Genomic DNA, 21,921 nt, shown 5'->3' on the forward strand with positions numbered 1-21,921 from the left:
GCCGCGGCATCCGCTCATCTCATTGCGTCAGAAGCCGCGACGGCGGGTCGCGTCCTGCACCTCGCCGATGAGCTCCTCGATGATGTCCTCGAGGAACAGCACCGCGGTGATCTCACCGGACTCGTTGCGCACCTGCGCGAGGTGGCGCCCGGCGCGGCGCATCACGGCGAGCGCGTCCTCCAGATCGGTCGCCTCCCGCACCGGCACCATGTGGTGGATGCGCTTCGTGGCGATCGGGAGCGCGACGTCGGTCGCGGCATCCGGTCCCTCCGCCGCCCGGAGGATGTCCTTCAGGTGGACGTAGCCGAGCGGGAGGCCCGCCTCGTCGACGATCACGTAGCGCGAGAAGCCGTGCTTGGCGACCGCACGCTCGATCTCGTCGGGCGTCGTGACCTCGGGGAGCGTCACGAGCTGCGACAGCGGCACCGCGACGTCGGCGGCCTTCTTGTCGGTGAACTCGACGGCTGCGGCCACCGTGCCCGACGTGTCGTCGAGCACGCCCTCGATGCGGGACTGGTTGACGATCGTCGCGACCTCCTCGAGCGTGAAGGTCGAGGAGGCCTCGTCCTTCGGCTCGACGCGGAACAGCCGCACGATGTGGTTCGCCGTCCAGTTGAGCGTCACGATCACCGGGTGGAAGATCTTCGACACCCACACGAGCGGCGGCGCGAGCATGAGCACCGCACGGTCGGGCACCGAGAAGGCGAGGTTCTTCGGAACCATCTCGCCGAACACGACGTGCAGGTACGACACGAGGATCAGTGCCACCGCGAAGGCGATGCCGTCCACGACGGCCTCCGACCAGCCGGTGAGCCCCAGCGGCTCGGCCAGCAGGTGGTGGATCGCGGGCTCGGAGACGTTCAGGATCAGCAGCGAGCAGATCGTGATGCCGAGCTGGCTCGTCGCCAGCATGAGCGTCGCGTGCTCCATCGCGTACAGCGCGGTCCTGGCCGACCGCGAGCCCCTCTCCGCGAGGGGCTCGATCTGCGAGCGGCGCGCCGAGATGACGGCGAACTCGGCACCGACGAAGAAGGCGTTGGCGATGAGGAGCACCACCAGCCAGGCGATCCCGGCCCAGTCGCTCATCGGCGATCACCCCCTTCGGTCGCGTCCTCGTGGGGCATCGGTTTCGGCGTGAACCTCACTCGGTCGACGCGGCGGCCGTCCATGCGCTGCACCTCGATGGTGCCGTCCTCGATCTCGAGGGCGTCGCCGACGACGGGGATGCGCTCGAGCACGCTCATGATGTAGCCGCCGACGGTGTCGTAGACGTCCCCCTCGGGGATGCGGATGCCGGTGCGGTCGCGCACCTCGTCGGGGCGCAGCTCGCCGGGGAAGATGACGGTGTCCTGGACCCGCACGATTCCCGCGCGACGGCGGTCGTGCTCGTCGAGCACCTCGCCGACGATCTCCTCGACGAGGTCCTCGAGCGTGACGACCCCGGCGGTGCCGCCGTACTCGTCGACCACGACGGCCATCTGGTAGCCACGGGCACGCAGCTCGGAGACGAGCACGTCGAGGTGGACCGGCTCCGGGATGCGCAGCGGCTCGGTCGCGAGCGCCGCAGCCGGGACATCCGCCCGGCGCTCGCGTGGCACGCCGACGGCCGCCTTGAGGTGCACGATGCCGGTGATGTCGTCCATGTCTTCGCCGTACACGGGGAACCGGCTGTGACCGGTGCGCCGGGCGAGCTGGATGACGTCCTCGGCCGAATCATCGGCGGCGAGCGCGTGGATGCTCGGGCGCGGCGTCATGACGTCGGCCGCCGAGAGCCGCGCGAAGGTGAGGCTGCGGTCGAGGAGCGACGCCGTGTCCTCCTCGAGCACGCCGGCGCTGGCCGAGCGGCGGACGAGGCTCGAGAGCTCCTCGGCGGTGCGGGCGCCGGAGAGCTCCTCCTTGGGCTCGATGCCGACGGCACGCAGCACGCCGTTCGCGCTGCCGTTGAGCACGGCGATCGCCGGGCGGAACACCGTGGTGAAGGCGACCTGGAACGGCATGACGAGCTTGGCCGTCTGCCGCGGCACGGCGAGCGCGAAGTTCTTCGGCACGAGCTCGCCGAGGATCATCGAGAAGACGGTCGCGACCGAGACGCCGATGACGGCGGCGAGCGGCCTGGAGGCACCGCTCGGGATGCCCCACGCGTCGAACACGGGAGCGAGCAGGTTCGAGATCGCCGGCTCCATCGTGTAACCGGTGAGCAGGGTCGTCAGCGTGATGCCCAGCTGCGCGCTGGAGAGGTGCGTCGAGGTGATGCGCAGCGCGCTGATCGTCAGCGACAGACGGGACTCGCCCGCGGCCTGACGGGCTTCGAGGTCTGCCCTGTCGAGGTTGACGAGCGCGAACTCGCTCGCGACGAACAGGCCTGTTCCGATGGTGAGAAGAAGCCCCACGCCCAACATGACGTAATCCATCACGCACTCCCCCTTTGCTGCAACCGGCGGTCAGGCCCGTTCATCGGGGTGGAGGGTCGGTGGGGCGATTGTCTGCAACTAGGAGGGTCGTCCATCGTGCCGACAAGTCTACGGCAGGCGCCCGCGCGGGATTCCGGGGAATGAGGGATGCGGCGGCCCGCGGCATCCGGTCGGACCCGCGCTGTCAACCCCCTCTGCGCCGGGCCGTCGCGGCGCCCACGGTGGGGGGCATGACCGACACCAGCGCCGATCGACGGACGGATCCCCGCAACGCACCGAGTCCCGAGCACCCCGCCAAGCCCGACACGCCCCGCGAGATAGAGAAGCGCTCGTGGAAGTACGTCTTCGGGAAGACGGCGCGCGAGTTCTCCGCCGACGAGTGCACCGACATCGCGGCGGCGCTCACCTACTACTCGGTGCTCGCCATCTTCCCCGGCCTCGTCGCCGTCTTCTCCATCTTCGGCCTGATCGCGCGCAACGGGGAGGCCACCGACGCCATCCTCGGCGTCGTCGAGGGCGTCTCCCCCGACACGGCCGACACGCTTCGCGGCCCGCTCGAGCAGCTGGCGGACTCTCCCGCCGCGGGGTGGGGTCTCGTGCTGGGCCTGCTGCTCGCCATCTGGTCGGCCTCCGGCTACGTCGCGGCGTTCAGCCGCGCCATGAACCGGATCTACGAGATCCCCGAAGGGCGGCCGTTCTGGAAGCTGCGGCCGGCGCAGCTACTGATCACGGTCATCGGAGTCGTGCTCATCGTCGTGGCGCTGGTGATCCTCGTCGTGTCAGGACCCGTGGCCGACGCCGTCGGCGAGGCGCTCGGGCTCGGCGAGGTGGCGACGACCGTCTGGTCGATCGTCAAGTGGCCGGTGCTGGCGCTCATCGTGGTGCTGATGGTCGCGATCCTCTACTACGCGACTCCGAACGCGAAGCAGCCGAAGTTCCGCTGGATCAGCCTCGGGTCCCTCCTCGCGATCCTCACGCTCGTGGTCGCGTCGGCGCTGTTCGGACTGTACGTCGCGAACTTCTCGAACTACGACCGCACCTACGGGTCGCTGGCCGGCGTGATCGTGTTCCTGCTGTGGCTGTGGATCGCGAACATCGCGCTGCTGTTCGGCGCGGAGTTCGACGCCGAGCTCGAGCGCGGTCGCCAGCTGCAGGCCGGGATCGCCGCCGAGGAGGACATCCAGCTGCCGCCGCGTGACACCCGCAAGAGCGACAAGGCGCAGGAGAAGGAGCGCAAGGACGTCGAGGAGGGGCGCCGCATCCGCGAGCAGCACGACGGCGACGAAGACGACGAGCGCGCGGAGCCGGCTCGCGACGGGCGGAATCGCTGAGGGGGAACGGATGCCGCGGCCCCGCGGCATCCGTCATCGCTCACCAGCTGACCGGCAGCGCCTTGCCCTCTTCGTAACCGGCCGCCGACTGCAGGCCGACGCGGGCGCGGTCGCGGAACTCGGCCACCGTCGAGGCGCCGGCATAGGTGAAGGAGGACCGCACGCCCGACGTGATCATGTCGAGGAGGTCCTCGAGTCCGGGGCGGAGCGGGTCGAGGTAGATCCTCGACGACGAGATGCCCTCGGCGAACAGCTCCTTGCGCGCGAGCTCGTAGGGGTCCAGTCGCCCGAAGCGCTCGTGCACGGCCTTCGTCGAGGCCATGCCCCACGACTCCTTGTACGCACGGCCGGCGTCGTCGACCTGCAGCTCGCCGGGCGCCTCGATGGTTCCCGCGAACCACGAGCCGATCATGACCGACGCCGCACCCGCCGCGAGCGCCAGCGCGACGTCGCGCGGGTAGCGCACCCCGCCGTCGGCCCACACGTGCGCACCCATGATGCGTGCGGCCTCTGCGGTCTCGAGCACTGCGGAGAACTGCGGGCGGCCGACCGCCGTCATCATGCGCGTGGTGCACATGGCGCCGGGGCCGACACCGACCTTGAGGATCGTGGCGCCGGCGGTGACGAGGTCGTGCACGCCCTCGGCGCTCACGATGTTGCCCGCCGCGATCGGGATGCCGAGGTCGAGGTCGTCGACGGCACGCAGCGCCCGGAGCATGCCCTCCTGGTGACCGTGCGCGGTGTCGACGACGAGCACGTCGACGCCCGCGCCGGCGAGCGCCTTCGCCTTCGACGCGACGTCGCCGTTGATGCCGATCGCGGCAGCGACGATGAGCCGGCCGGACGCGTCGACGGCGGGGCGGTACAGCGTCGAGCGCAGCGCGCTGCGACGAGAGAGGGTCCCGACGAGGTGCCCGTGGTGCAGCACGCACACGGTCTCCGCCTCGGCGGCGACGATCACGTCGAACGCGTGGCGCGCGCTTTCGATGTCGTCGGCATCGACGGATGCTGCGCGCCCGCGCGCGAGGTCGCCCAGGCGGGCGTCGGGCAGGGCCGTGCCGAGCCGGGTCGCCGGGACGATGCCGAGGATGTCGTCGGCGTCGACGTGGCCCGACGACGCATCGGCGACGACGATGCCGTGCCCCTCGGTGGCGGGGAGGAGCCGCGCAGCGTCGGCGACGGTCGCATCCGCCGGCAGCACGAGGGGGGTGTCCCACGACACCGGCTGCGCCTTGACCCAGCGGATGGCGGCGTCCAGCTCCTGCAGCGGCATGTCCTGCGGGAGGACTCCGAGGCCCCCGCGACGGGCCAGCGTCGCAGCGAGCCGGGCGCCGGTGACCGAGTTCATGTTGGCCGAGACGAGCGGGAGGGTGGCCGTCGTGCCGTCGCCGGGAGCGAGGTCGACATCGAGCCGGCTCGTGATCGCCGAGCGACGCGGGACGAGGAAGACGTCCGAGTACGTCAGGTCGACGTCGGGGGTTTCGCCGTAGAACTCCATGACCGCCAAGGGTAGTGACAGTTCCTGTGCGGATAATCATGCGGGTTCTTTCAGGTTTCGAGTGGGCTGCAGCCGGAACGGCTCGCGAAGACTGGGCTAGGCTTAACGGTCGTGGGTGAGGGCGATTCGTGCACCTCGCGCATCCCAGAACTTCACCGATGAAAGCAGGCGATTCAGCGTGTCGAGCCAGGTGACGGGCGTCGGGGTTTCGAACGAGGGAGAGTTCGGAGCCAACGAGTGGCTCGTCGAGGAGCTGTACGAACAGTTCAAGATCGACCGGAACTCCGTCGACAAGGCGTGGTGGCCCGTTCTCGAGGCCTACCACCCCGCCGAGGGAGCAGCACCAGCACCGACCCAGGCAGCGCCCGCGGCGCCCCCGGCGACCGAGCCCCCGGCGCCGGCGCAGCCGGCGGCATCCGAGCCGCGTCCGGTGACGGCGCCGATCCCGGTGATCGGCACACAACCGGTGGCCCGCACCACCGCGCGCCCGGCAGCACCCCAGCCGATCCCGGCGCAGGCGCCGAAGGCCTCGCCCTCGGCGGCCGACGGCCAGGCCGACGCCGACGTCGTCACGCCGCTGCGCGGCATGCCGAAGACCCTCGCCGCCAACATGGACGAGTCGCTGACCGTCCCCACGGCGACGAGCGTGCGCACCGTGCCGGCGAAGCTGATGATCGACAACCGCATCGTCATCAACAACCACATGTCGCGCACCCGCGGTGGCAAGGTGAGCTTCACGCACCTCATCGGATGGGCGATCATCCAGGCGCTCAAGGAGTTCCCGAGCCAGAACGTCTTCTACGCCGAGATCGACGGCAAGCCGTCGCTCGTCGCCCCGGCGCACATCAACCTCGGCATCGCGATCGATCTTCCGAAGCCCGACGGCACCCGCGCTCTGCTCGTGCCGAGCATCAAGCGCGCCGAGCAGCTCACCTTCAACGAGTACCTCACGACGTACGAGGACCTGGTCACCCGCGCGCGGGGCAACAAGCTGACGGCAGCCGACTTCCAGGGCACCACGATCTCGCTGACCAACCCCGGCGGCATCGGCACCGTCCACTCGGTGCCGCGTCTCATGAAGGGTCAGGGCTGCATCGTCGGCGCCGGCGCCCTCGAGTACCCCGCCGAGTTCCAGGGCGCGAGCGAGAAGACGCTCAACGAGCTCGCGATCGGCAAGACCATCACGCTCACGAGCACCTACGACCACCGCGTCATCCAGGGCGCCGGGTCGGGCGAGTTCCTCAAGAAGGTGCACGAGCTGCTCATCGGACAGCGCAGCTTCTACGAGGACATCTTCGCGGCGCTGCGCATCCCCTACGCGCCGATCCACTGGGCGGCCGACATCAACGTCGACCTCGCCGAGCGCGTCGACAAGACCGCGCGCGTGCAGGAGCTCATCAACTCGTTCCGGGTCCGCGGTCACCTCATGGCCGACATCGACCCGCTCCAGTACGTGCAGCGCACGCACCCCGACCTGGAGATCGAGCAGCACGGCCTCACGTTCTGGGACCTCGACCGCGAGTTCGTCACCGGCGGCTTCGGCGGTAAGCGCCAGATGAAGCTGCGCGACATCCTCGGAGTGCTGCGCGACTCGTATTGCCGCACGATCGGCATCGAGTACATGCACATCCAGGACCCGACGCAGCGCGCGTGGTTCCAGGAGAACGTCGAGGTCAAGTACCAGAAGCCCGGCCACGACGAGCAGCTGCGCATCCTCGACAAGCTCAACCAGGCCGAGGCGTTCGAGACCTTCCTGCAGACGAAGTACGTCGGCCAGAAGCGCTTCAGCCTCGAGGGCGGCGAGTCGCTGATCCCGCTGCTCGATGAGATCCTTCAGGGCGCCGCCCAGGCGGGCCTCGATGGCGCCGCGATCGGCATGGCGCACCGCGGCCGTCTCAACGTGCTGACGAACATCGCCGGCAAGACCTACGGCCAGGTGTTCCGCGAGTTCGAGGGGTCTGTCGCGATCGGGTCGAAGAGCGGCTCGGGCGACGTCAAGTACCACCTCGGTACCGAGGGCACGTTCTCCGCCGACAACGAGTCCGAGCTGCCCGTCTACCTCGCCGCGAACCCGTCGCACCTCGAGACCGTCGACGGCGTGCTCGAGGGCATCGTCCGCGCGAAGCAGGACCGCAAGCCGATCGGCACCTTCACGTGGCTGCCGATCCTCGTCCACGGCGACGCGGCCTTCTCCGGCCAGGGCGTCGTCGTCGAGACCCTGCAGATGTCGCAGCTGCGCGGCTACCGCACCGGAGGCACGGTGCACGTGGTCGTGAACAACCAGGTGGGCTTCACGACGACTCCCACCGACGCACGCAGCTCGGTGTACGCGACCGACGTCGCCAAGACGATCCAGGCTCCGATCTTCCATGTGAACGGCGACGACCCCGAGGCCGTCACCCGCGTCGCACAGCTGGCCTTCGCCTACCGCGAGCGGTTCCACCGCGACGTCGTGGTCGATCTCGTCTGCTACCGCCGCCGCGGCCACAACGAGGGCGACGACCCGTCGATGACGCAGCCCCTGATGACGAACCTCATCGAGGCCAAGCGCTCCGTGCGGCGCCTCTACACCGAGGCTCTCGTCGGTCGCGGCGACATCACCGAGGAAGAGTACGACAAGGCGAAGCAGGACTTCCAGAACCGCCTCGAGATCGCCTTCGCCGAGACGCACGCGGCCGAGACGGGCTCCTCGCCCATCCTCGTGCCCGACGCGAGTGCCCAGCCCGCCGCCGGCGAACCGGCGACCACCGGCGTCTCGCGCGAGGTCGTCTCCCTCATCGGCGACACCTTCGTGAACAAGCCCAACGGCTTCACGGTCCACGCCAAGCTGCAGCAGCTCCTCGACAAGCGCCTCGACATGAGCCGCAACGGCTCGATCGACTGGGGCTTCGGCGAACTGCTCGCGTTCGGCTCACTGCTGCTCGAGAAGACCAATGTGCGCCTGGCCGGCCAGGACTCGCGCCGCGGCACCTTCGTGCAGCGGCACGCGGTGCTGCACGACCGCGCGAACGGTCAGGAGTGGATCCCGCTCACGAACCTCAGCGAGGACCAGGGCCGCTTCTACGTCTACGACTCGCTGCTGAGCGAGTACGCGGCCATGGCGTTCGAGTACGGCTACTCGGTCGAGCGCGCCGACTCGCTCGTGCTGTGGGAGGCCCAGTTCGGCGACTTCGCCAACGGCGCCCAGTCGGTCATCGACGAGTACATCTCGGCGGCCGACCAGAAGTGGGGCCAGCAGTCGAGCGTCGTGCTGCTGCTCCCCCACGGCTATGAGGGTCAGGGACCCGACCACTCGTCTGCCCGCATCGAGCGATACCTGCAGATGTGCGCCCAGGACAACATGACCGTCGCGCGCCCGTCGACCCCCGCGTCGTACTTCCACCTGCTGCGCCGCCAGGCGTACGCGCGTCCGCGCCGCCCGCTGATCGTCTTCACCCCGAAGGCGATGCTGCGCCTGCGCGGGGCGACGAGCCCGGTCGAGGACTTCCTCACCGGCCGGTTCGAGCCGGTGATCGACGACGACCGGAGCATCGACAAGTCGGCCGTCAAGCGCGTGCTGCTGCACGCCGGCAAGATCCACTGGGATCTGCGCGCCGAGCTCGACAAGAATCCGAACCCCGAGATCGCCCTCGTGCGGCTGGAGCAGTACTACCCCGCCCCGATCGACGAGCTCAACGCTGTGATCGACTCGTACCCGAACGCCGAGCTGGTGTGGGTGCAGGACGAGCCCGAGAACCAGGGCGCCTGGCCCTTCATCGCCCTCGAGGTCGTGAAGAACCTCAACGGTCGCACCATCAGCCGCGTCTCGCGCGCGTCGGCGGCTTCGACCGCCACCGGGTCGCCGAAGGTGCACGCGGCCGAGCAGGCCGCGATCATGCAGCAGGCGCTCACGCTGTAGGCGGAGCGCTCCGCCCGTTCGGCCCTGGAGGACTCAGCTCTGCGCTGAGGAGTCCAGGGCCGAACTGCGTTCAGCCGGGACGATCGTCGTCTTCACCTCGGCGAGGGCCCCGGGGTCTGCGGCCTGGCCGGCACCGATCGCCTCGTCGCCGGGCCCGCGGTCTGCGGGTCGCGATGAGCGACGAAGCATCTTGAACACCGTGACGAGGATCGCGGCGAGCGCGAGCGCGGCGGCAGGGAGCAGATTCGCGCCGGCCAGCAGCAGCAGGCCGACCGACAACACCGCGGCGACCACCGCCATGAACCAGCCCGCCGTGAAGCGCGGCAGGATCAGGGTCGCGGCGATCATCCCGGCGGCGTAGATCGACACCATGTTGCTGGTGTGGATGAGGATGAACGTCTGCAGGTCGCCGCCGGTGGCGAGCGCGATCGCGCAGTAGACCATCGCGACGACGAACGTCAGCAGGAGAGCGCGCCGCGGGATTCCGCCCGACTCGGCTCCCGGCGCGAGCACGCGGGGCAGATCGCCCGATGAGGCGAGCGAGGCACCCAGCTTGCCAAACGCGGCGAGGTACGCGTTCATCACGCCCAGGACGACGATCGCCGCGATGGCGCCGATGGCGGTGGGCCCGAAGCCGGGGGCGACGGCTTCGGCGAGCGAGAGCAGCGGCACCGCGCCGGCACCCGCGTCCTCGCCGAGCACGCCCACGGTCACGACCTGCAGCAGCAGGTACGCGAGGCCGGTCACGACGAGCGCGATGGCGGTGGCGATCGGGATGCTGCGGCGCGGGTCGCGGAACTCCCCCGAGATGTGCGTGCCCACCTCCCAGCCGGCGAACGCCCAGACGAAGAGACTGATCGCCGTGCCGACGCCCGTCCACCCGTGGGGAAGGAACGGCGAGAAGCTCGCCGCCTCGAGCGCGGGGAACGCCGTGGCGACGACGAAGACCACGATGCCGACGAGGAGCCCGGTGAGCACGAACTGCACCCAGCCGGCGACCCGCACGCCGAGCATGTTGACGGCGAACGGAGGCACGAGGATCGCGAACACGAGGATCGGCACTGCGAGGCGATCGATGTGCAGGATCGCCGACAGGTACTCGGCGCCGAGGAACGCCAGCACCGGGAACCCGGCGGCCACGCCGAAGTAGAACCAGTACCCCGTCGCGCGGGCGGCGGTGCGGCCGAGCGCCCGGCGCACATAGCTCGCGACCCCGCCGGGATCGGGGTAGCGCGCGGCGAGCGCGGCGAAGGTGCCCGCGAGTGGCACCGCGAGCACGATCACGGCGAGCACCGACACGATGGACGCCGGGCCGGCCACGTCGGCCGCGAGGCCGGGGAGCACGAGCAGCCCGGTGCCGAGCACCGACGCGATGTAGAGCGCCGTGCCCTGGACGACGCCGAGGCCGCCATGAGTTCCGCTGCGAGTCACCGTTACAGTGTGGCGGGGACGTGCGACACCGCGCCCTCCCTGCGCCGCCGTCCTGGAGCTGATTCCTGCCAACCCCCGGCGCGATCCTCAATCGAGGTTCTGCCCCGGGATGCGGAGCCGGCAAGGGCGTGCGGCCCTCATCTCGGCAACGCTCCTTGACCGAGGAGCGGGTGCGGGCCGCGGCTCAGACGTCGAGCGGGTCGACGCCGGCGCGGACGAAGGCGGCGGTGACGGCATCCGTCGACGCCTCGCCGTCGGTGTCGACGAGGCCGAGGCGCGTCCGCCGGTCGAGGAGGTCGGCGACGCTCAGGGCGCCCTCGACCGCGACGCCCCACTCGAGCTCCTGCGCCGTCACACCGCACGCGGCCGACGGGCCGGGCGGGAGAGCGGCGGCGTAGGGCGCCTCGGCGCCGAACCGGCGCACCAGACGCGGCGCCGCGGCGATCTCGCCGAGGCGGTGCCGGGGCCACGCGCCGACGAGCGGGATGGAGCGGGTGGCGGACGGGCGGGACGCGAAGCCCGGGTCGCGGCGTATGACGGCGTCGACGGCGTCCTCTGCCATCCGCCGGTAGGTGGTGAGCTTGCCGCCGACGATGCTGAGAACGCCGCTCGCGGACTCGATGATCGCGTGGCGGCGGGAGAGGTCGCTGGTGTCGTGGTCGTCCGCCCCGGCGAGCAGCGGGCGCAGCCCGGCGAAGGTCGAGAGCACGTCGCTGCGCGCGAGAGGCTCCTCGAGCACGGTGTTGAGCGTGCCGAGGAGCATGTCGACCTCGGCCTCGGTCGCGTGCGCCACATCGGGGACGGGCCCGTCGGCGGGCACATCCGTGAGGCCGACGTAGGTACGGCCGTGCTGCGCGGGCAGTGTGAAGACGAACCGGCTCGACGAGCCGGGGATCGGCACGGTGAGCGACACGTCCGAACCGCCGAGGCGGGCCGTCGACACCACGAGGTGCGTGCCACGGCTCGGACGCAGCCGCACGTCGTGGTCGAGCTCGCCCGCCCACACGCCCGTCGCACCCACGACGGCGCGCGCGTGCACGCGGAGCGTCTCGCCGGTCACGACGTCGCGCAGGGTCGCCTCTCGCCCCGTGACCTCGACGGCTTCGACACGGGTGAGGACGGATGCCCCGTACCCGGCGGCCGTCCGCGCGACGGCGACGACGAGCCGGGCATCGTCGATGAGCTGCCCGTCCCACCCGCGCACGCCGCCGCGCAGACCCTCGGCACGAACGGCCGGAGCGAGCGCGAGCGTCGCGTCGCGGCCGATCGCGCCCGGGGCCCGCAGCAGCGATCCGGGCGTTCCGACGGCGCGGCGCAGGCCGTCGCCGAGCTCGTACCCCATGCCGATGTACGCGCCGCGCGCGACGTGTCCGGGTTCGTGCAGCGGGACGACCTGCGCGAGCGCGCGCGTCAGGTGCGGCGCGGTGCGGGTGAGGAGGATGTGCCGCTCGATCGCGCTCTCGTGCGCGATCCCGACCTGGCCCGACGCCAGGTACCGCAGGCCGCCGTGCACGAGCTTGGAGCTGAAGCGGCTGGTGCCGTGCGCAAGGTCGTGCCGCTCGACCAGCACGGTGCGCAGGCCCCGGCTCGCAGCATCCAACGCGATCCCGGCTCCGGTGATGCCGCCCCCGATGACGAGCAGGTCGATCTCGCGCGCGCCGGAGAGGGCGTCGAGTTCGCGCGCCCGTCGAGCGGCCGAGAGCGCCGACGGGCCGGGCGTGCGCCCCACGATGCGCGTCGTCATCGCCGATCCTCACCGGAGGGCGCCAGGTAGCCCCGCAGCGCGTGGGCGAGCTCGGCGCGCCAGGCGCTCTCGGGCAGCCACTCGGCGACGAGCGGAGCGGATTGCACGGCGGACTGCGCGACCAGCAGCACCATCGCCGCCAGCTGCGGCGGTTCGCCCCCGCGGACGTAGCCCGCGCGCTGCCCCGCCTCGATGCGCCGGGCGGTCTCCGCGTGGATCGCGCGCTGGCTCGTTCCCAGCCGGTCGAGGATGTAGCGGGCGAACAGCTCGGGGTCGGTGTCGCGCAGCCGGTCGACGAGGGGCAGACGACGCACGCGGTCGGCCGTCTCGACGAGCAGCGCGACGAGCTCGTCGAGGTCGCGGGACTCCCCCGCCCGGGCAGGAAGCGCGGCGACGAGCTCACGCGTGACGAGGGCGGCGAACACGGCCTGCGCGTCGGGCCAGTAACGGTAGAGCGTCTGCCGGGCGATCCCGCAGCGACGCGCGATGTCGGATGCCGTCGTCCGGCGGATGCCGTGCGCCAGCACCTCGGCGAGCGCGGCGTCGAGGATCGCGGTCTCGGTGTCGGGCACTCCATCGGCCATGTGACAACCATACATAATGTGTCATACTGTCGCCATGGCTGCGACGGTGCACACCGACTCCCCCGGCGACCCCGCGACCCCGGCGCGGCCCGTCGCCGTCCCGACGCCGCGCCCACGCGGCGACTGGGACGCGTGGGGATCCGAGCCCGCCCGCCTGCCGGCCGCCGCCAAGGCGATCGTCGCGACGCTGCTTCCCGGCAAGGCGCACCCCGTGCCGCGCCGCGCCGAGCCCGTCCTCACGCCGTCACTGCTCTCCGACGACGACCTCGCCGCCCTCGCCGCGGTGGTCGGCCCCGGTGCGGCGTCGCGCGATGATGCGGTGCGCCTGCTCCACCTCGGCGGCAAGAGCACGCCCGACCTGCTGCGTCGCCGCGTCGACGAGCCGCAGGCCGCGCCGGACGCGGTGGTCTCCCCCGGGGCCCACGACGAGGTCGCCGCGGCCCTGCGCGTGTGCGCGGACCGCGGCATCGCGGTCGTGCCGTTCGGCGGCGGCACCTCGGTGGTGGGCGGGGTCGACCCGGTGCGCGGCGCCCACCGGGCCGTGGTCGCCCTCGACCTCGGCCGCACCGCGGCGCTCCTCTCGCTCGACGAGGTGTCGCTCCTCGCGACGTTCGGCGCCGGCACGACCGGGCCGCAGGCGGAGGAGCTCCTCGGCGCCCGCGGGTACACGCTCGGCCACTTCCCGCAGAGCTTCCTGTACGCCTCGCTCGGCGGATACGCCGCGACCCGCTCCAGCGGACAGGCCTCGCGCGGCTACGGCCGCTTCGACGACCTCGTCCACGCGCTGCGCGTGGCCACGCCCGCGGGCGACCTCGACCTCGGCCGCTCGCCCGCGAGCGCCGCCGGCCCCGACCTGCGCGAGCTCTTCCTCGGCTCGGAGGGCGCGTTCGGGGTCCTCACCGAGGTCACGGTCCGCGTGCGCCGCGTGCCGGCGGCGACCGCGTACCGCGCATGGTCGTTCCCGGACTTCGCCGCGGGGGCGTCGGCGTTGCGTGAAGCCACGCAGCGCGGCATCCGTCCCACCGTCCTGCGGCTGAGCGACGAGACCGAGACGCGCGTGAACGCCGCGATGGGCGGACACCTCACCCGGATGCGCGGGTGCCTCGCGGTCGCCACGTTCGAAGGCGCGACGGCGACCGAGGCCGAGGCGACGCGCGATGCGCTCGACGCGGTCTTCCGGGCGCACGGCGCCACGTCGCGCGGGGAGGATCCGGCGCGCTCCTGGGAACGGGGGCGCTTCGCCTCGCCCGCGCTGCGCGACTCCCTCATGGACCTCGGCGTCCTCGCCGAGACCCTCGAGACCGCGACGACCTGGGCGAACCTGCCCGCTCTCAAGAGCGCCGCGACCGCCGCGCTCACCGAGAGCCTCACCGCCTCGGGCACGAAGCCGATCGTGCTGTGCCACATCTCGCACGTGTACCCGGCGGGCGCGTCGCTCTACTTCACCGCGGTCGCCGCGCTCACCGACGATCCGCAGACCCAGTGGATGAGCGCGAAGGATGCCGCGTCCCGCGCGATCGGCCACGCCCGCGGCACCATCACCCACCATCACGCCGTAGGGCGCGATCATCGGCCGTACCTCGAGGCGGAGATCGGCTCACTCGGCGTCGAGGTGCTGCGCGCGGTGAAGGACGTGCTCGACCCCCGGGGCATCATGAACCCCGGCGCACTGATCGCCCCCGCTGCGGACGCGGCGGAGCGCGCGTGAGGGTCGCGCTGATCGTCAACCCCGCGGCCCGCGCCGGTGCGCACACCGGTGCCGCCACGAACACCGCCGAACGCCTGCGCGCGCACGGCGTGCAGACGTCGATCCTGAGCGGCGGCAGCGCGGCGGAGTCGTCCGCGCTGCTGCGGACCGCGATCGAGGTGGGCGTCGACGCCGTCGTGGTCGCGGGCGGCGTCACGCGCACGATCGACCTCGCGCGGGTGACGCGCGGGGACGGGTCGACGCGGTACTTCGGGTCCGTCCTCGCCAGCGGGTTCGACTCCAAGGTCAACGATCGCGCGAACGCGATGCGGTGGCCGCGGGGCGGATCACGGTACAGCATCGCGATCCTCGTCCAGTTCCTGACGCTCGCCGGCATCCCGTACGAGGTGGACCTGGAGCTCGCGGACGGCACCCGTGAAGAGATGCGCGGCGACCTGGTGATGGCGACCGTGGGCAACGGACGCACGTATGGCGGCGGCATCCCCATCTGTCCCGAGGCCGACCCGGCCGACGGCCTGCTCGACGTCGTCCTCGTGCGGCCCGCCGGTCGGCTGCGTCTGCTGCGCCTGCTTCCCCGGGTGTACCAGGGCACGCACGCCAGCGTCGCCGAAGTCTCCATGCGGCGGGTGCGTTCGGTGCGGCTGTCGTCGCCCGGAGTCACGGCCTACGCCGACGGCGACCCGATCGGCGCGCTGCCGCTGACCGTCGATGTGGCGCCCGGCGCGCTCACCATCTTCACACCCGTCGGCTGACCCGGCGGGCGGCGGCGTCAGTGCGCCGCCTGGGCCGCCCGCAGCTTGGCCAGCACCTGGTCGCGCAGCTCTTCGGGCGCGCTCTCCTTGCAGGCGCGGGCCAGCACCTCGGTCAACGTGGTCGCGACGAGCGCCTCGTCGCGACAGCCCTCGCAGTTCGCCAGGTGCTCCGCGATGTCGCTCTGCTCGGTCTTGCAGACCTCGTGGCGCAGGTACTCCTCCAGGTCGCGCCGGGCCTTCTCGCAGCCGCAGTCGGTCATTTCGTGCTCCTCGTGGCGGCGGGGGTGATGCCGCGCTCTTTCGCGTAATCGGCCAGCAGTTCACGCAGCATCCGCCTGCCACGGTGCAGACGGCTCATGACCGTGCCGATGGGGGTCTTCATGATGTCGGCGATCTCCTGGTAGGCGAAGCCCTCGACGTCGGCGAGGTACACCGCCAGCCGGAAGTCCTCCGGGATGGACTGCAGCGCGTCCTTCACGACCGACGCGGGCATGTGGTCGATCGCCTCGGCCTCGGCGGAGCGGGTGCTCGTCGCGGTCGTCGACTCGGCACCGCCGAGCTGCCAGTCCTCGAGGTCGTCGATCGTGCCCTGGTACGGCTCGCGCTGCTTCTTGCGGTAGGTGTTGATGTAGGTGTTCGTCAGGATGCGGTACAGCCACGCCTTGAGGTTGGTCCCCTGCGTGAAGGTCTTCCACGAGGCGAACGCCTTGACGAAGGTCTCCTGCACGAGGTCGGCCGCATCGGCGGGGTTTCGCGTCATCCGCATGGCCGCGGCATACAGCTGGTCCATGAAGGGCAGCGCCTGCTCTTCGAACTGCGTGCGGGGATCCTGGTCCTGGTCCGCCGGCGCAGCCTGGTCGGTCGAGTCGCTCATCACGCGCCAGTCTACGGCGGGCTCTTGCAGACGACCTGAGACGTGCGCGTCACGCCCGGCCAGGAGGGGCGCCTCGTGATCGAGGCGCTCGAGAGTGGCGAACATCCGGCTCCGCTCGGTAGGTTGCTCCCGGCTGGTGCCCACCGGGTTCAGTAGGGTAGAACCCGATGACAGCCGACGCGTATTCCCCGCCCTCCGCGCCGATCGGGCGCGGCCACTGGCCCGCGCCCGTCGCGGACGGCGCACTGCACGCAACGGTGACCGTCCCCGGCTCGAAATCGCTCACGAATCGTGAGCTGATCCTCGCCGCCCTCGCCGACGGACCGAGCCGCCTGATCTCGCCGCTGCACTCCGACGACTCCGCACGCATGATCGATGCGCTGCGCTCGCTCGGCGTCGGCATCGAGCTCGTCGAGGGCACCGGGCTCTATGGCGACGACATCGAGGTGACGCCGGTGTGGCCGCTGCACGGCGACACCGTCGTGGACTGCGGGCAGGCGGGCACCGTCATGCGCTTCGTGGCCGGCCTCGGCGGCTTCGCCCGCGGCGACGTCACCCTCACGGCCCACGAGAGCGCGCTGCACCGCCCGATGGGGGCGATGATCACGGCGCTGCGCGACGTCGGGGTCGACATCGACGACGGCGGCCACTGGGCCCTCCCCTTCATCATCCGCGGCCACGGTCACGTGCGCGGCGGCGAGGTGACGATCGACGCCAGCGCGTCGAGCCAGTTCGTCTCGGGGCTCCTGCTCGCTGCGCCCCGCTTCGACGTCGGCCTGCAGCTGCGCCACTCCGGCGAGCGGCTGCCGAGCATCCCGCACATCGACATGACCGTCGAGGCCCTCGGGCATCGCGGCGTGCACGTCGAGCGAACCGGTGTCGGCGAGTGGATCGTGCCTGCCGGACCGATCCGCGGCAAGGACGTCGCGATCGAACCGGACCTGTCGAACGCGGCGCCCTTCCTCGCAGCCGCGATGGTCGCGGGCGGCTCCGTCTCGGTCACCGGCTGGCCCGCGCACTCCACCCAGCCCGGTGCGATGCTGACCGAGATCCTCTCCCTCATGGGCGCCCGCGCGGTGCGCCGCGGGGGCTCCCTGACCGTGACCGCGGGCCCCGCCATCCAGGGCGTCGACCTCGACCTGTCCGCCGCAGGCGAGCTGACCCCCACGATCTTCGCGCTCACGGCCTTCGCCGACTCCCCGTCCACCCTGCACGGCATCGGCCACATCCGCGGCCATGAGACCGACCGCATCGCGGCCCTCGTCGCGGAGCTGCGCAGCCTCGGCGGCGAGGCGGAGGAGCTGCCGGACGGCATCCGCATCGTGCCCCGCCCGCTCCACGGCGGGACATGGCACGCGTACCACGACCACCGCATGGCGACGACAGGCGCCCTCATCGGCCTGGCCGTCCCCGGCGTCGAGGTCGACGACATCGGCACGACCGCCAAGACGATGCCCGAGTTCCCGCAGATCTGGCAGCGGATGCTCGACGGCGAGCAAGCCGACGGCGGGCTCTCCGAGGAGACGATGCGCGCCTCGTGAGACGGCGCGTGCAGGGGTTCGCGGAGCGACCGGGATGAGCAGCGTGAACCGACCGTGGATGACCAGATGAGCGGGGCGACACCGTGAGCTGGCTCGACGAATTCGAGGACGACGACGAACCGGAGTTCGACGAGGCGGACGTCCGGGTACGGCCGAACCCGAAGGCGAACCGTCCTCGCACCAAGCGCCGTCCGGCGCACAGCGACGCCGAGATCGCGCGCGTGCTCGGCGTCGACCGCGGTCGCTACACCGTGCTGGTGGACGAAGACCTCCCGACCGAGCGCACCGTGCTCGCCGCCCGCGCGCGCGAACTGCGCAAGACGCCGATCGTCACGGGCGACCGTGCCCGCGTCGTCGGCGACGCGTCAGGGGACGAGGGCACTCTCGCACGCATCGTCGGCATCGAGGACCGCACCTCGCTCCTGCGGCGCAGCGCCGACGACACCGACCAGGTCGAGCGCGTCATCGTCGCCAACGCGGACCAGATGCTCGTGGTCGTCGCGGCCGCCGACCCGGAGCCGCGCCCGAGGCTCGTCGACCGCTACCTCGTCGCAGCGCTGGATGCCGGCATCCGCCCTCTCCTCGTCGTGACGAAGACCGACCTGGCGGACCCCGCAGAGTTCCTCGCGCACTTCGACGGCCTCGACCTCGAGGTGTTCACCAGCGGGCGCGAGGAGATGCCGCTCGAGCGGATCGGCGCGGCGCTCGTCGGTCACTCGACGGTGTTCGTCGGGCATTCGGGCGTCGGCAAGTCGACGCTCGTCAACGCCCTCGTGCCCGATGCCAAGCGCGCGACCGGCCACGTCAACGTGGTGACCGGACGCGGGCGGCACACCTCGAGCTCGACCGTGTCGCTGCGGTACCGCGGAGAGGCGCTCGACGGCCATGTGCGGGGCAACGGCTGGGTCATCGACACCCCCGGCGTGCGTTCGTTCGGCCTCGGCCACGTGGACCCCGCGAACATCCTCCGCGCCTTCACCGATCTCGACGAGATCGCCCAGGAGTGCCCGCGCGGCTGCACGCACCTGCCCGATGCTCCGGACTGCGCGATCGTCGAGGCCGTCGAGGAGGGCCGGCTCGGCCCGGGCGGCGCGGCCCGCCTCGACTCGCTGCAGCGCCTGCTCGAGACCTTCGCGAAGAAGGCCCAGGACCCTGCCACCTAGAGTGGAACGGTGACCACGACGCGCCTCGAACCCGGTTCCCTCGCTCCCGCCTTCACGCTCCCGGACCAGGACGAGCAGGCCGTGACGCTCAAGGATCTGCGGGGCGGACGTGTGATCCTGTTCTTCTATCCCGCGGCGATGACTCCAGGGTGCACCAAGGAGGCATGCGACTTCCGAGACAGCCTCGCCCCGCTCCAGGCGGCGGGGTACACGGTGCTCGGCATCTCCCCCGACGAGCCCGAGAAGCTCCGGCGGTTCCGGGAGCGCGACGGGCTCACCTACGACCTGCTGAGCGACCCCGACCACAAGGTGCTCGAGAAATACGCCGCGTGGGGCGAGAAGGTGAACTACGGCAAGACGTTCATGGGCGTCATCCGCTCGACGTTCGTCATCGACGAGAAGGGCCGCATCACGCACGCGCTGTACAACGTGCGCGCGACCGGCCACGTCGCCCGCGTGCGGACGCTCCTGGGGCTCTGAGACGCTCCTGGGCCGCTACGCCCCCGGGGCCTGCCCGCCGGCTTCTTCGTCGCGCTGGCGGCGCGCGGCGCGTCCGGCGTCGCGCACGGCGATCACGAGCAGCACCAGCACCACCAGGGCGGGGACGGCGAGCGCGAGCCCGAGCGCCGCGTCGGCGAAGGCGCCGGTGGCGGCGCCGAAGGCGACGGCGAGGATCAGCAGCTGCGTGACGATGCCGCCCGAGCGACCCCACGACTGGTCGCGCCAGATCGCGAACGCGAACGCGATGACCGCGGCGGCGCCGACGAGCGTGAGCACCGCCAGCGCGATCGCACTCTCGATCGAGCCGGTGTCCCCCGAGGCGATCGCGACGATCTCGCGGACCGTGAGCGCGGCGAGCCCGAGTCCTTCGAGTCCCACCAGCACCGCGGCGATTCTTCCGGACATGTTTGTCCGCATTCTCCGTCGACTCCTTCTTCCACCGACAGCGGTTTGTGCGATCCCTCCATAGCCCCCGGGGAACACTCAGCAAGTCCTCCACGAACCCGCCGATGAACCCTTGATTCAGGTAAACCGCTATGGGACGATTGGTGAAGCCGTGTGCTCCCACAGCGACGTGGGGCGAGATCTTCTCGCACATCCCACAGGGTACCGGACCCGAACCGGGCCCCTATTCCCCCACCCCTCTGTCACAAGGAGCACCCCCATGGACTGGCGCGACAAGGCCGCCTGCCTGACCGTCGACCCCGAACTGTTCTTCCCCGTGGGGAACACCGGACCCGCCGTCGATCAGATCGAGAAGGCCAAGTCGGTGTGCGCACGCTGCACCGTCACCGAGATCTGCCTGCAGTACGCCCTCGAGACCGGACAGGACTCGGGCGTGTGGGGCGGTCTCTCCGAGGACGAGCGCCGCGCCCTCAAGCGCCGCGCCGCCCGCGCGCGCCGCGCCTCCTGACACCCGGCGCCCACAGCGCTTCGATCGAGCGGATGCCGCGACCAGCGGCATCCGCTCATCGCTGTCAGCTCTTCGCGCGCTCGATGTAGCGCAGCGGAATGTCGATCGTGACCTCCGTGCCGCTGCCCATGATGGTGTGCCAGTCGATCGTGCCGCCGAGCTCGCCCTGGATGAGGGTGCGCACGATCTGCGTGCCGAGGCCGCGGCCGACCTGACCTTCCGGCAGGCCGGACCCGGTGTCGCGCACGCGCACCTCGAGGCGGTCGTCACTGCGCTCGGCGATGATCTCGACGTCACCCTCCTGCCCCGCGAGCCCGTGCTCGACGGCGTTCGTGACGAGCTCGGTGAGCGCGAGGGCGAGGGGCGTGGCGTACTCGCTCGGCAGTGTGCCGAAGCGGCCCGTGGAGTGGGTCTTCGCGCGTGTGTTGGGCGCAGCGGCGACCTCGGCGACCAGCTTGAGCACGCGCGCGAACACCTCGTCGAAGTCGACGTTCTGCGCGAGGCCCTCTGAGAGCGTGTCATGCACGACGGCGATGGCCGACACGCGCCGCATCGCCTGGGTGAGGGCGTCGCGTGCCTCCTCGGTGTGCGAGCGGCGGGCCTGGATCCGCAGGAGCGAAGCGACGGTCTGCAGGTTGTTCTTGACGCGGTGGTGGATCTCGCGGATCGTCGCGTCCTTGGTGATGAGCTCCTGCTCCTGGTGACGGATCTCGGTCACGTCGCGGCACAGCACGATCGCGCCGATGCGCGTGCCGTGATCGCGCAGCGGGATGGTGCGCAGCGAGACCGTCACGCCGCGGGCCTCGAGGTCCGCGCGCCATGGCGCGCGGCCGGTGACGACGACCGGCAGCGACTCGTCGAACTGGCGCTTCGTCGGGAGGATGCCCGTCACGACCTCCACCAGCGACTCGCCCTCGAGCTCGTCGTCGAAGCCGAGCCGGTTGAAGGCCGACAGCGCGTTGGGGCTCGCGAACGTCGTGATGCCGTCGACGTCGAGACGGACCAGGCCGTCCGACGCGCGCGGTGCCCCGCGGCGCGGCGAGGTCGGCGCCGTCAGGTCGGGGAAGTCGCCCGACGCGATCATGCCGAACAGGTCGTCGGCGCAGTCGTTGAACGTGATCTGCTGCCGCGACGGGGTGCGCGCCTCGCCGAGGTTGGTATGGCGCGTGATCACACCGATCACCGTCGCCTCTTTTCCGCTCTTGCGCGCCACCGGGACAGCGCGCACACGCGTGGGCGTCTCTTCGAACCAGTCCGGCGAGGCCGAGTCGACGATGCGGCCGGTCTGGAACGCCTCGCGCACCTGCGTGCGCCACTGCGGCCGTACGCGGTCGCCGACGATGTCGCGGTAGAAGAGGGTGGCCGCGCCGCCCGGGCGCGTGTGCGCCACCGCGACGAACAAGTCATCCGATGTCGGCACCCACAGCACGATGTCGGCGAAAGCCAGATCGGCGAGGAGCTGGCCGTCCCCCGCGAGACGGTGCAGCCACTCCACGTCCTCTTCACTGGAGCGGCCCTGGGCGTAGACGAGATCGCTGAGGGTCGACACGGACCTAGCCTAGAGCGCCAGGC

At 71.3% G+C, this 21,921-nt stretch carries 18 protein-coding genes; 8 read left to right on the plus strand and 10 right to left on the minus strand.

The features are described from left to right. Positions 1 to 27: 27 nt before the first annotated feature. Positions 28 to 1,086 (minus strand): hemolysin family protein, encoded by a 1,059-nt coding sequence (locus MRBLWH7_RS07745; protein ID WP_342000805.1) that lies wholly within the window; start codon positions 1,084 to 1,086, stop codon positions 28 to 30. Next, positions 1,083 to 2,411 carry a hemolysin family protein gene (locus MRBLWH7_RS07750; RefSeq protein ID WP_342000806.1) on the minus strand — a complete coding sequence of 443 codons (1,329 nt, stop codon included), beginning with the start codon at positions 2,409 to 2,411 and terminating at the stop codon, positions 1,083 to 1,085. Before MRBLWH7_RS07750 ends, MRBLWH7_RS07745 begins: the two co-directional genes overlap by 4 nt. 230 nt (positions 2,412 to 2,641) lie before the next feature. Here MRBLWH7_RS07750 and MRBLWH7_RS07755 point away from each other — a divergent pair, with 230 nt between their 5' ends. Beyond that, the gene (locus MRBLWH7_RS07755) at positions 2,642 to 3,742 is read left to right on the plus strand and encodes a YihY/virulence factor BrkB family protein (protein WP_342000808.1); all 1,101 of its coding nucleotides are present in this window, start codon (positions 2,642 to 2,644) and stop codon (positions 3,740 to 3,742) included. Between the two features lie 40 nt (positions 3,743 to 3,782). Here the strand turns inward: MRBLWH7_RS07755 and MRBLWH7_RS07760 are convergent, their stop codons facing one another. Continuing rightward, a complete protein-coding gene (locus MRBLWH7_RS07760) occupies positions 3,783 to 5,240 on the minus strand; it encodes a GuaB1 family IMP dehydrogenase-related protein (RefSeq protein ID WP_342000810.1) in 1,458 nt (485 codons plus the stop codon). Positions 5,241 to 5,418: 178 nt separating this feature from the next. Here MRBLWH7_RS07760 and MRBLWH7_RS07765 point away from each other — a divergent pair, with 178 nt between their 5' ends. Beyond that, positions 5,419 to 9,138, plus strand: a complete 3,720-nt coding sequence (locus MRBLWH7_RS07765; RefSeq protein ID WP_342000812.1) for a multifunctional oxoglutarate decarboxylase/oxoglutarate dehydrogenase thiamine pyrophosphate-binding subunit/dihydrolipoyllysine-residue succinyltransferase subunit — start codon at positions 5,419 to 5,421, stop codon at positions 9,136 to 9,138. A gap of 33 nt (positions 9,139 to 9,171) precedes the next feature. Here the strand turns inward: MRBLWH7_RS07765 and MRBLWH7_RS07770 are convergent, their stop codons facing one another. The 3 genes from MRBLWH7_RS07770 to MRBLWH7_RS07780 form a co-directional block, all read right to left on the minus strand. Further along, positions 9,172 to 10,569: an amino acid permease gene (locus MRBLWH7_RS07770; protein ID WP_342000814.1), complete on the minus strand. Its 1,398-nt coding sequence runs from the start codon at positions 10,567 to 10,569 to the stop codon at positions 9,172 to 9,174. Between the two features lie 184 nt (positions 10,570 to 10,753). Further along, positions 10,754 to 12,313, minus strand: a complete 1,560-nt coding sequence (locus tag MRBLWH7_RS07775; protein WP_342000816.1) for a glycerol-3-phosphate dehydrogenase/oxidase — start codon at positions 12,311 to 12,313, stop codon at positions 10,754 to 10,756. Beyond that, a complete protein-coding gene (locus tag MRBLWH7_RS07780) occupies positions 12,310 to 12,897 on the minus strand; it encodes a helix-turn-helix domain-containing protein (protein ID WP_342000818.1) in 588 nt (195 codons plus the stop codon). Before MRBLWH7_RS07780 ends, MRBLWH7_RS07775 begins: the two co-directional genes overlap by 4 nt. A gap of 34 nt (positions 12,898 to 12,931) precedes the next feature. Between MRBLWH7_RS07780 and MRBLWH7_RS07785 the strand changes: the two genes are divergently transcribed. Continuing rightward, positions 12,932 to 14,605: an FAD-binding oxidoreductase gene (locus MRBLWH7_RS07785; RefSeq protein ID WP_342000820.1), complete on the plus strand. Its 1,674-nt coding sequence runs from the start codon at positions 12,932 to 12,934 to the stop codon at positions 14,603 to 14,605. Continuing rightward, positions 14,602 to 15,357, plus strand: coding sequence for a diacylglycerol kinase (locus MRBLWH7_RS07790; RefSeq protein WP_342000822.1), 756 nt, complete (start codon positions 14,602 to 14,604; stop codon positions 15,355 to 15,357). The genes MRBLWH7_RS07785 and MRBLWH7_RS07790 overlap by 4 nt, the downstream gene beginning before the upstream one ends. A gap of 17 nt (positions 15,358 to 15,374) precedes the next feature. Here the strand turns inward: MRBLWH7_RS07790 and MRBLWH7_RS07795 are convergent, their stop codons facing one another. Further along, positions 15,375 to 15,617, minus strand: coding sequence for a zf-HC2 domain-containing protein (locus MRBLWH7_RS07795; RefSeq protein ID WP_342000824.1), 243 nt, complete (start codon positions 15,615 to 15,617; stop codon positions 15,375 to 15,377). Continuing rightward, positions 15,614 to 16,231 (minus strand): sigma-70 family RNA polymerase sigma factor, encoded by a 618-nt coding sequence (locus tag MRBLWH7_RS07800; RefSeq protein ID WP_342000825.1) that lies wholly within the window; start codon positions 16,229 to 16,231, stop codon positions 15,614 to 15,616. Before MRBLWH7_RS07800 ends, MRBLWH7_RS07795 begins: the two co-directional genes overlap by 4 nt. Before the next feature lie 167 nt (positions 16,232 to 16,398). Between MRBLWH7_RS07800 and aroA the strand changes: the two genes are divergently transcribed. The 3 genes from aroA (at position 16,399) to bcp (ending at position 19,415) form a co-directional block, all read left to right on the plus strand. Continuing rightward, positions 16,399 to 17,772 (plus strand): 3-phosphoshikimate 1-carboxyvinyltransferase, encoded by a 1,374-nt coding sequence (aroA, locus tag MRBLWH7_RS07805; RefSeq protein ID WP_342000828.1) that lies wholly within the window; start codon positions 16,399 to 16,401, stop codon positions 17,770 to 17,772. An 83-nt stretch (positions 17,773 to 17,855) separates the two neighbouring features. Then, the gene (rsgA, locus tag MRBLWH7_RS07810; RefSeq protein WP_342000829.1) at positions 17,856 to 18,935 is read left to right on the plus strand and encodes a ribosome small subunit-dependent GTPase A; all 1,080 of its coding nucleotides are present in this window, start codon (positions 17,856 to 17,858) and stop codon (positions 18,933 to 18,935) included. 9 nt (positions 18,936 to 18,944) lie between these two features. Then, on the plus strand, positions 18,945 to 19,415 hold the full coding sequence (gene bcp / locus MRBLWH7_RS07815) for a thioredoxin-dependent thiol peroxidase (protein ID WP_342000830.1): 471 nt from the start codon (positions 18,945 to 18,947) through the stop codon (positions 19,413 to 19,415). A gap of 15 nt (positions 19,416 to 19,430) precedes the next feature. Here bcp and MRBLWH7_RS07820 read toward each other — a convergent pair whose 3' ends face one another. Next, a complete protein-coding gene (locus tag MRBLWH7_RS07820; protein WP_342000832.1) occupies positions 19,431 to 19,841 on the minus strand; it encodes a histidine kinase in 411 nt (136 codons plus the stop codon). A 259-nt stretch (positions 19,842 to 20,100) separates the two neighbouring features. Between MRBLWH7_RS07820 and MRBLWH7_RS07825 the strand changes: the two genes are divergently transcribed. Then, entirely contained in the window at positions 20,101 to 20,349 is a 249-nt protein-coding gene (locus MRBLWH7_RS07825) for a WhiB family transcriptional regulator (RefSeq protein WP_018171995.1), read from the plus strand. A gap of 64 nt (positions 20,350 to 20,413) precedes the next feature. On the opposite strand, the gene MRBLWH7_RS07830 is transcribed toward MRBLWH7_RS07825, so the two are convergent. Further along, a complete protein-coding gene (locus MRBLWH7_RS07830) occupies positions 20,414 to 21,898 on the minus strand; it encodes a histidine kinase N-terminal domain-containing protein (RefSeq protein ID WP_342000841.1) in 1,485 nt (494 codons plus the stop codon). Positions 21,899 to 21,921: the final 23 nt, after the last annotated feature.

The sequence above is a fragment of the Microbacterium sp. LWH7-1.2 genome (genome assembly GCF_038397755.1).
GTDB lineage: Bacteria > Actinomycetota > Actinomycetes > Actinomycetales > Microbacteriaceae > Microbacterium.

Excerpts from the sequence above, each read along its gene's own strand:
- MRBLWH7_RS07780 (WP_342000818.1), bottom strand. The coding sequence starts at position 12,897 with ATGGCCGATGGAGTGCCCGACACCGAGACCGCGATCCTCGACGCCGCG.
- MRBLWH7_RS07785 (WP_342000820.1), top strand. The coding sequence starts at position 12,932 with ATGGCTGCGACGGTGCACACCGACTCCCCCGGCGACCCCGCGACCCCG.
- MRBLWH7_RS07755 (WP_342000808.1), top strand. The coding sequence starts at position 2,642 with ATGACCGACACCAGCGCCGATCGACGGACGGATCCCCGCAACGCACCG.
- MRBLWH7_RS07825 (WP_018171995.1), top strand. The coding sequence starts at position 20,101 with ATGGACTGGCGCGACAAGGCCGCCTGCCTGACCGTCGACCCCGAACTG.
- MRBLWH7_RS07820 (WP_342000832.1), bottom strand. The coding sequence starts at position 19,841 with ATGTCCGGAAGAATCGCCGCGGTGCTGGTGGGACTCGAAGGACTCGGG.
- aroA (WP_342000828.1), top strand. The coding sequence starts at position 16,399 with ATGACAGCCGACGCGTATTCCCCGCCCTCCGCGCCGATCGGGCGCGGC.
- MRBLWH7_RS07795 (WP_342000824.1), bottom strand. The coding sequence starts at position 15,617 with ATGACCGACTGCGGCTGCGAGAAGGCCCGGCGCGACCTGGAGGAGTAC.
- MRBLWH7_RS07745 (WP_342000805.1), bottom strand. The coding sequence starts at position 1,086 with ATGAGCGACTGGGCCGGGATCGCCTGGCTGGTGGTGCTCCTCATCGCC.
- MRBLWH7_RS07775 (WP_342000816.1), bottom strand. The coding sequence starts at position 12,313 with ATGACGACGCGCATCGTGGGGCGCACGCCCGGCCCGTCGGCGCTCTCG.
- MRBLWH7_RS07800 (WP_342000825.1), bottom strand. The coding sequence starts at position 16,231 with ATGAGCGACTCGACCGACCAGGCTGCGCCGGCGGACCAGGACCAGGAT.
- MRBLWH7_RS07760 (WP_342000810.1), bottom strand. The coding sequence starts at position 5,240 with ATGGAGTTCTACGGCGAAACCCCCGACGTCGACCTGACGTACTCGGAC.
- MRBLWH7_RS07750 (WP_342000806.1), bottom strand. The coding sequence starts at position 2,411 with ATGGATTACGTCATGTTGGGCGTGGGGCTTCTTCTCACCATCGGAACA.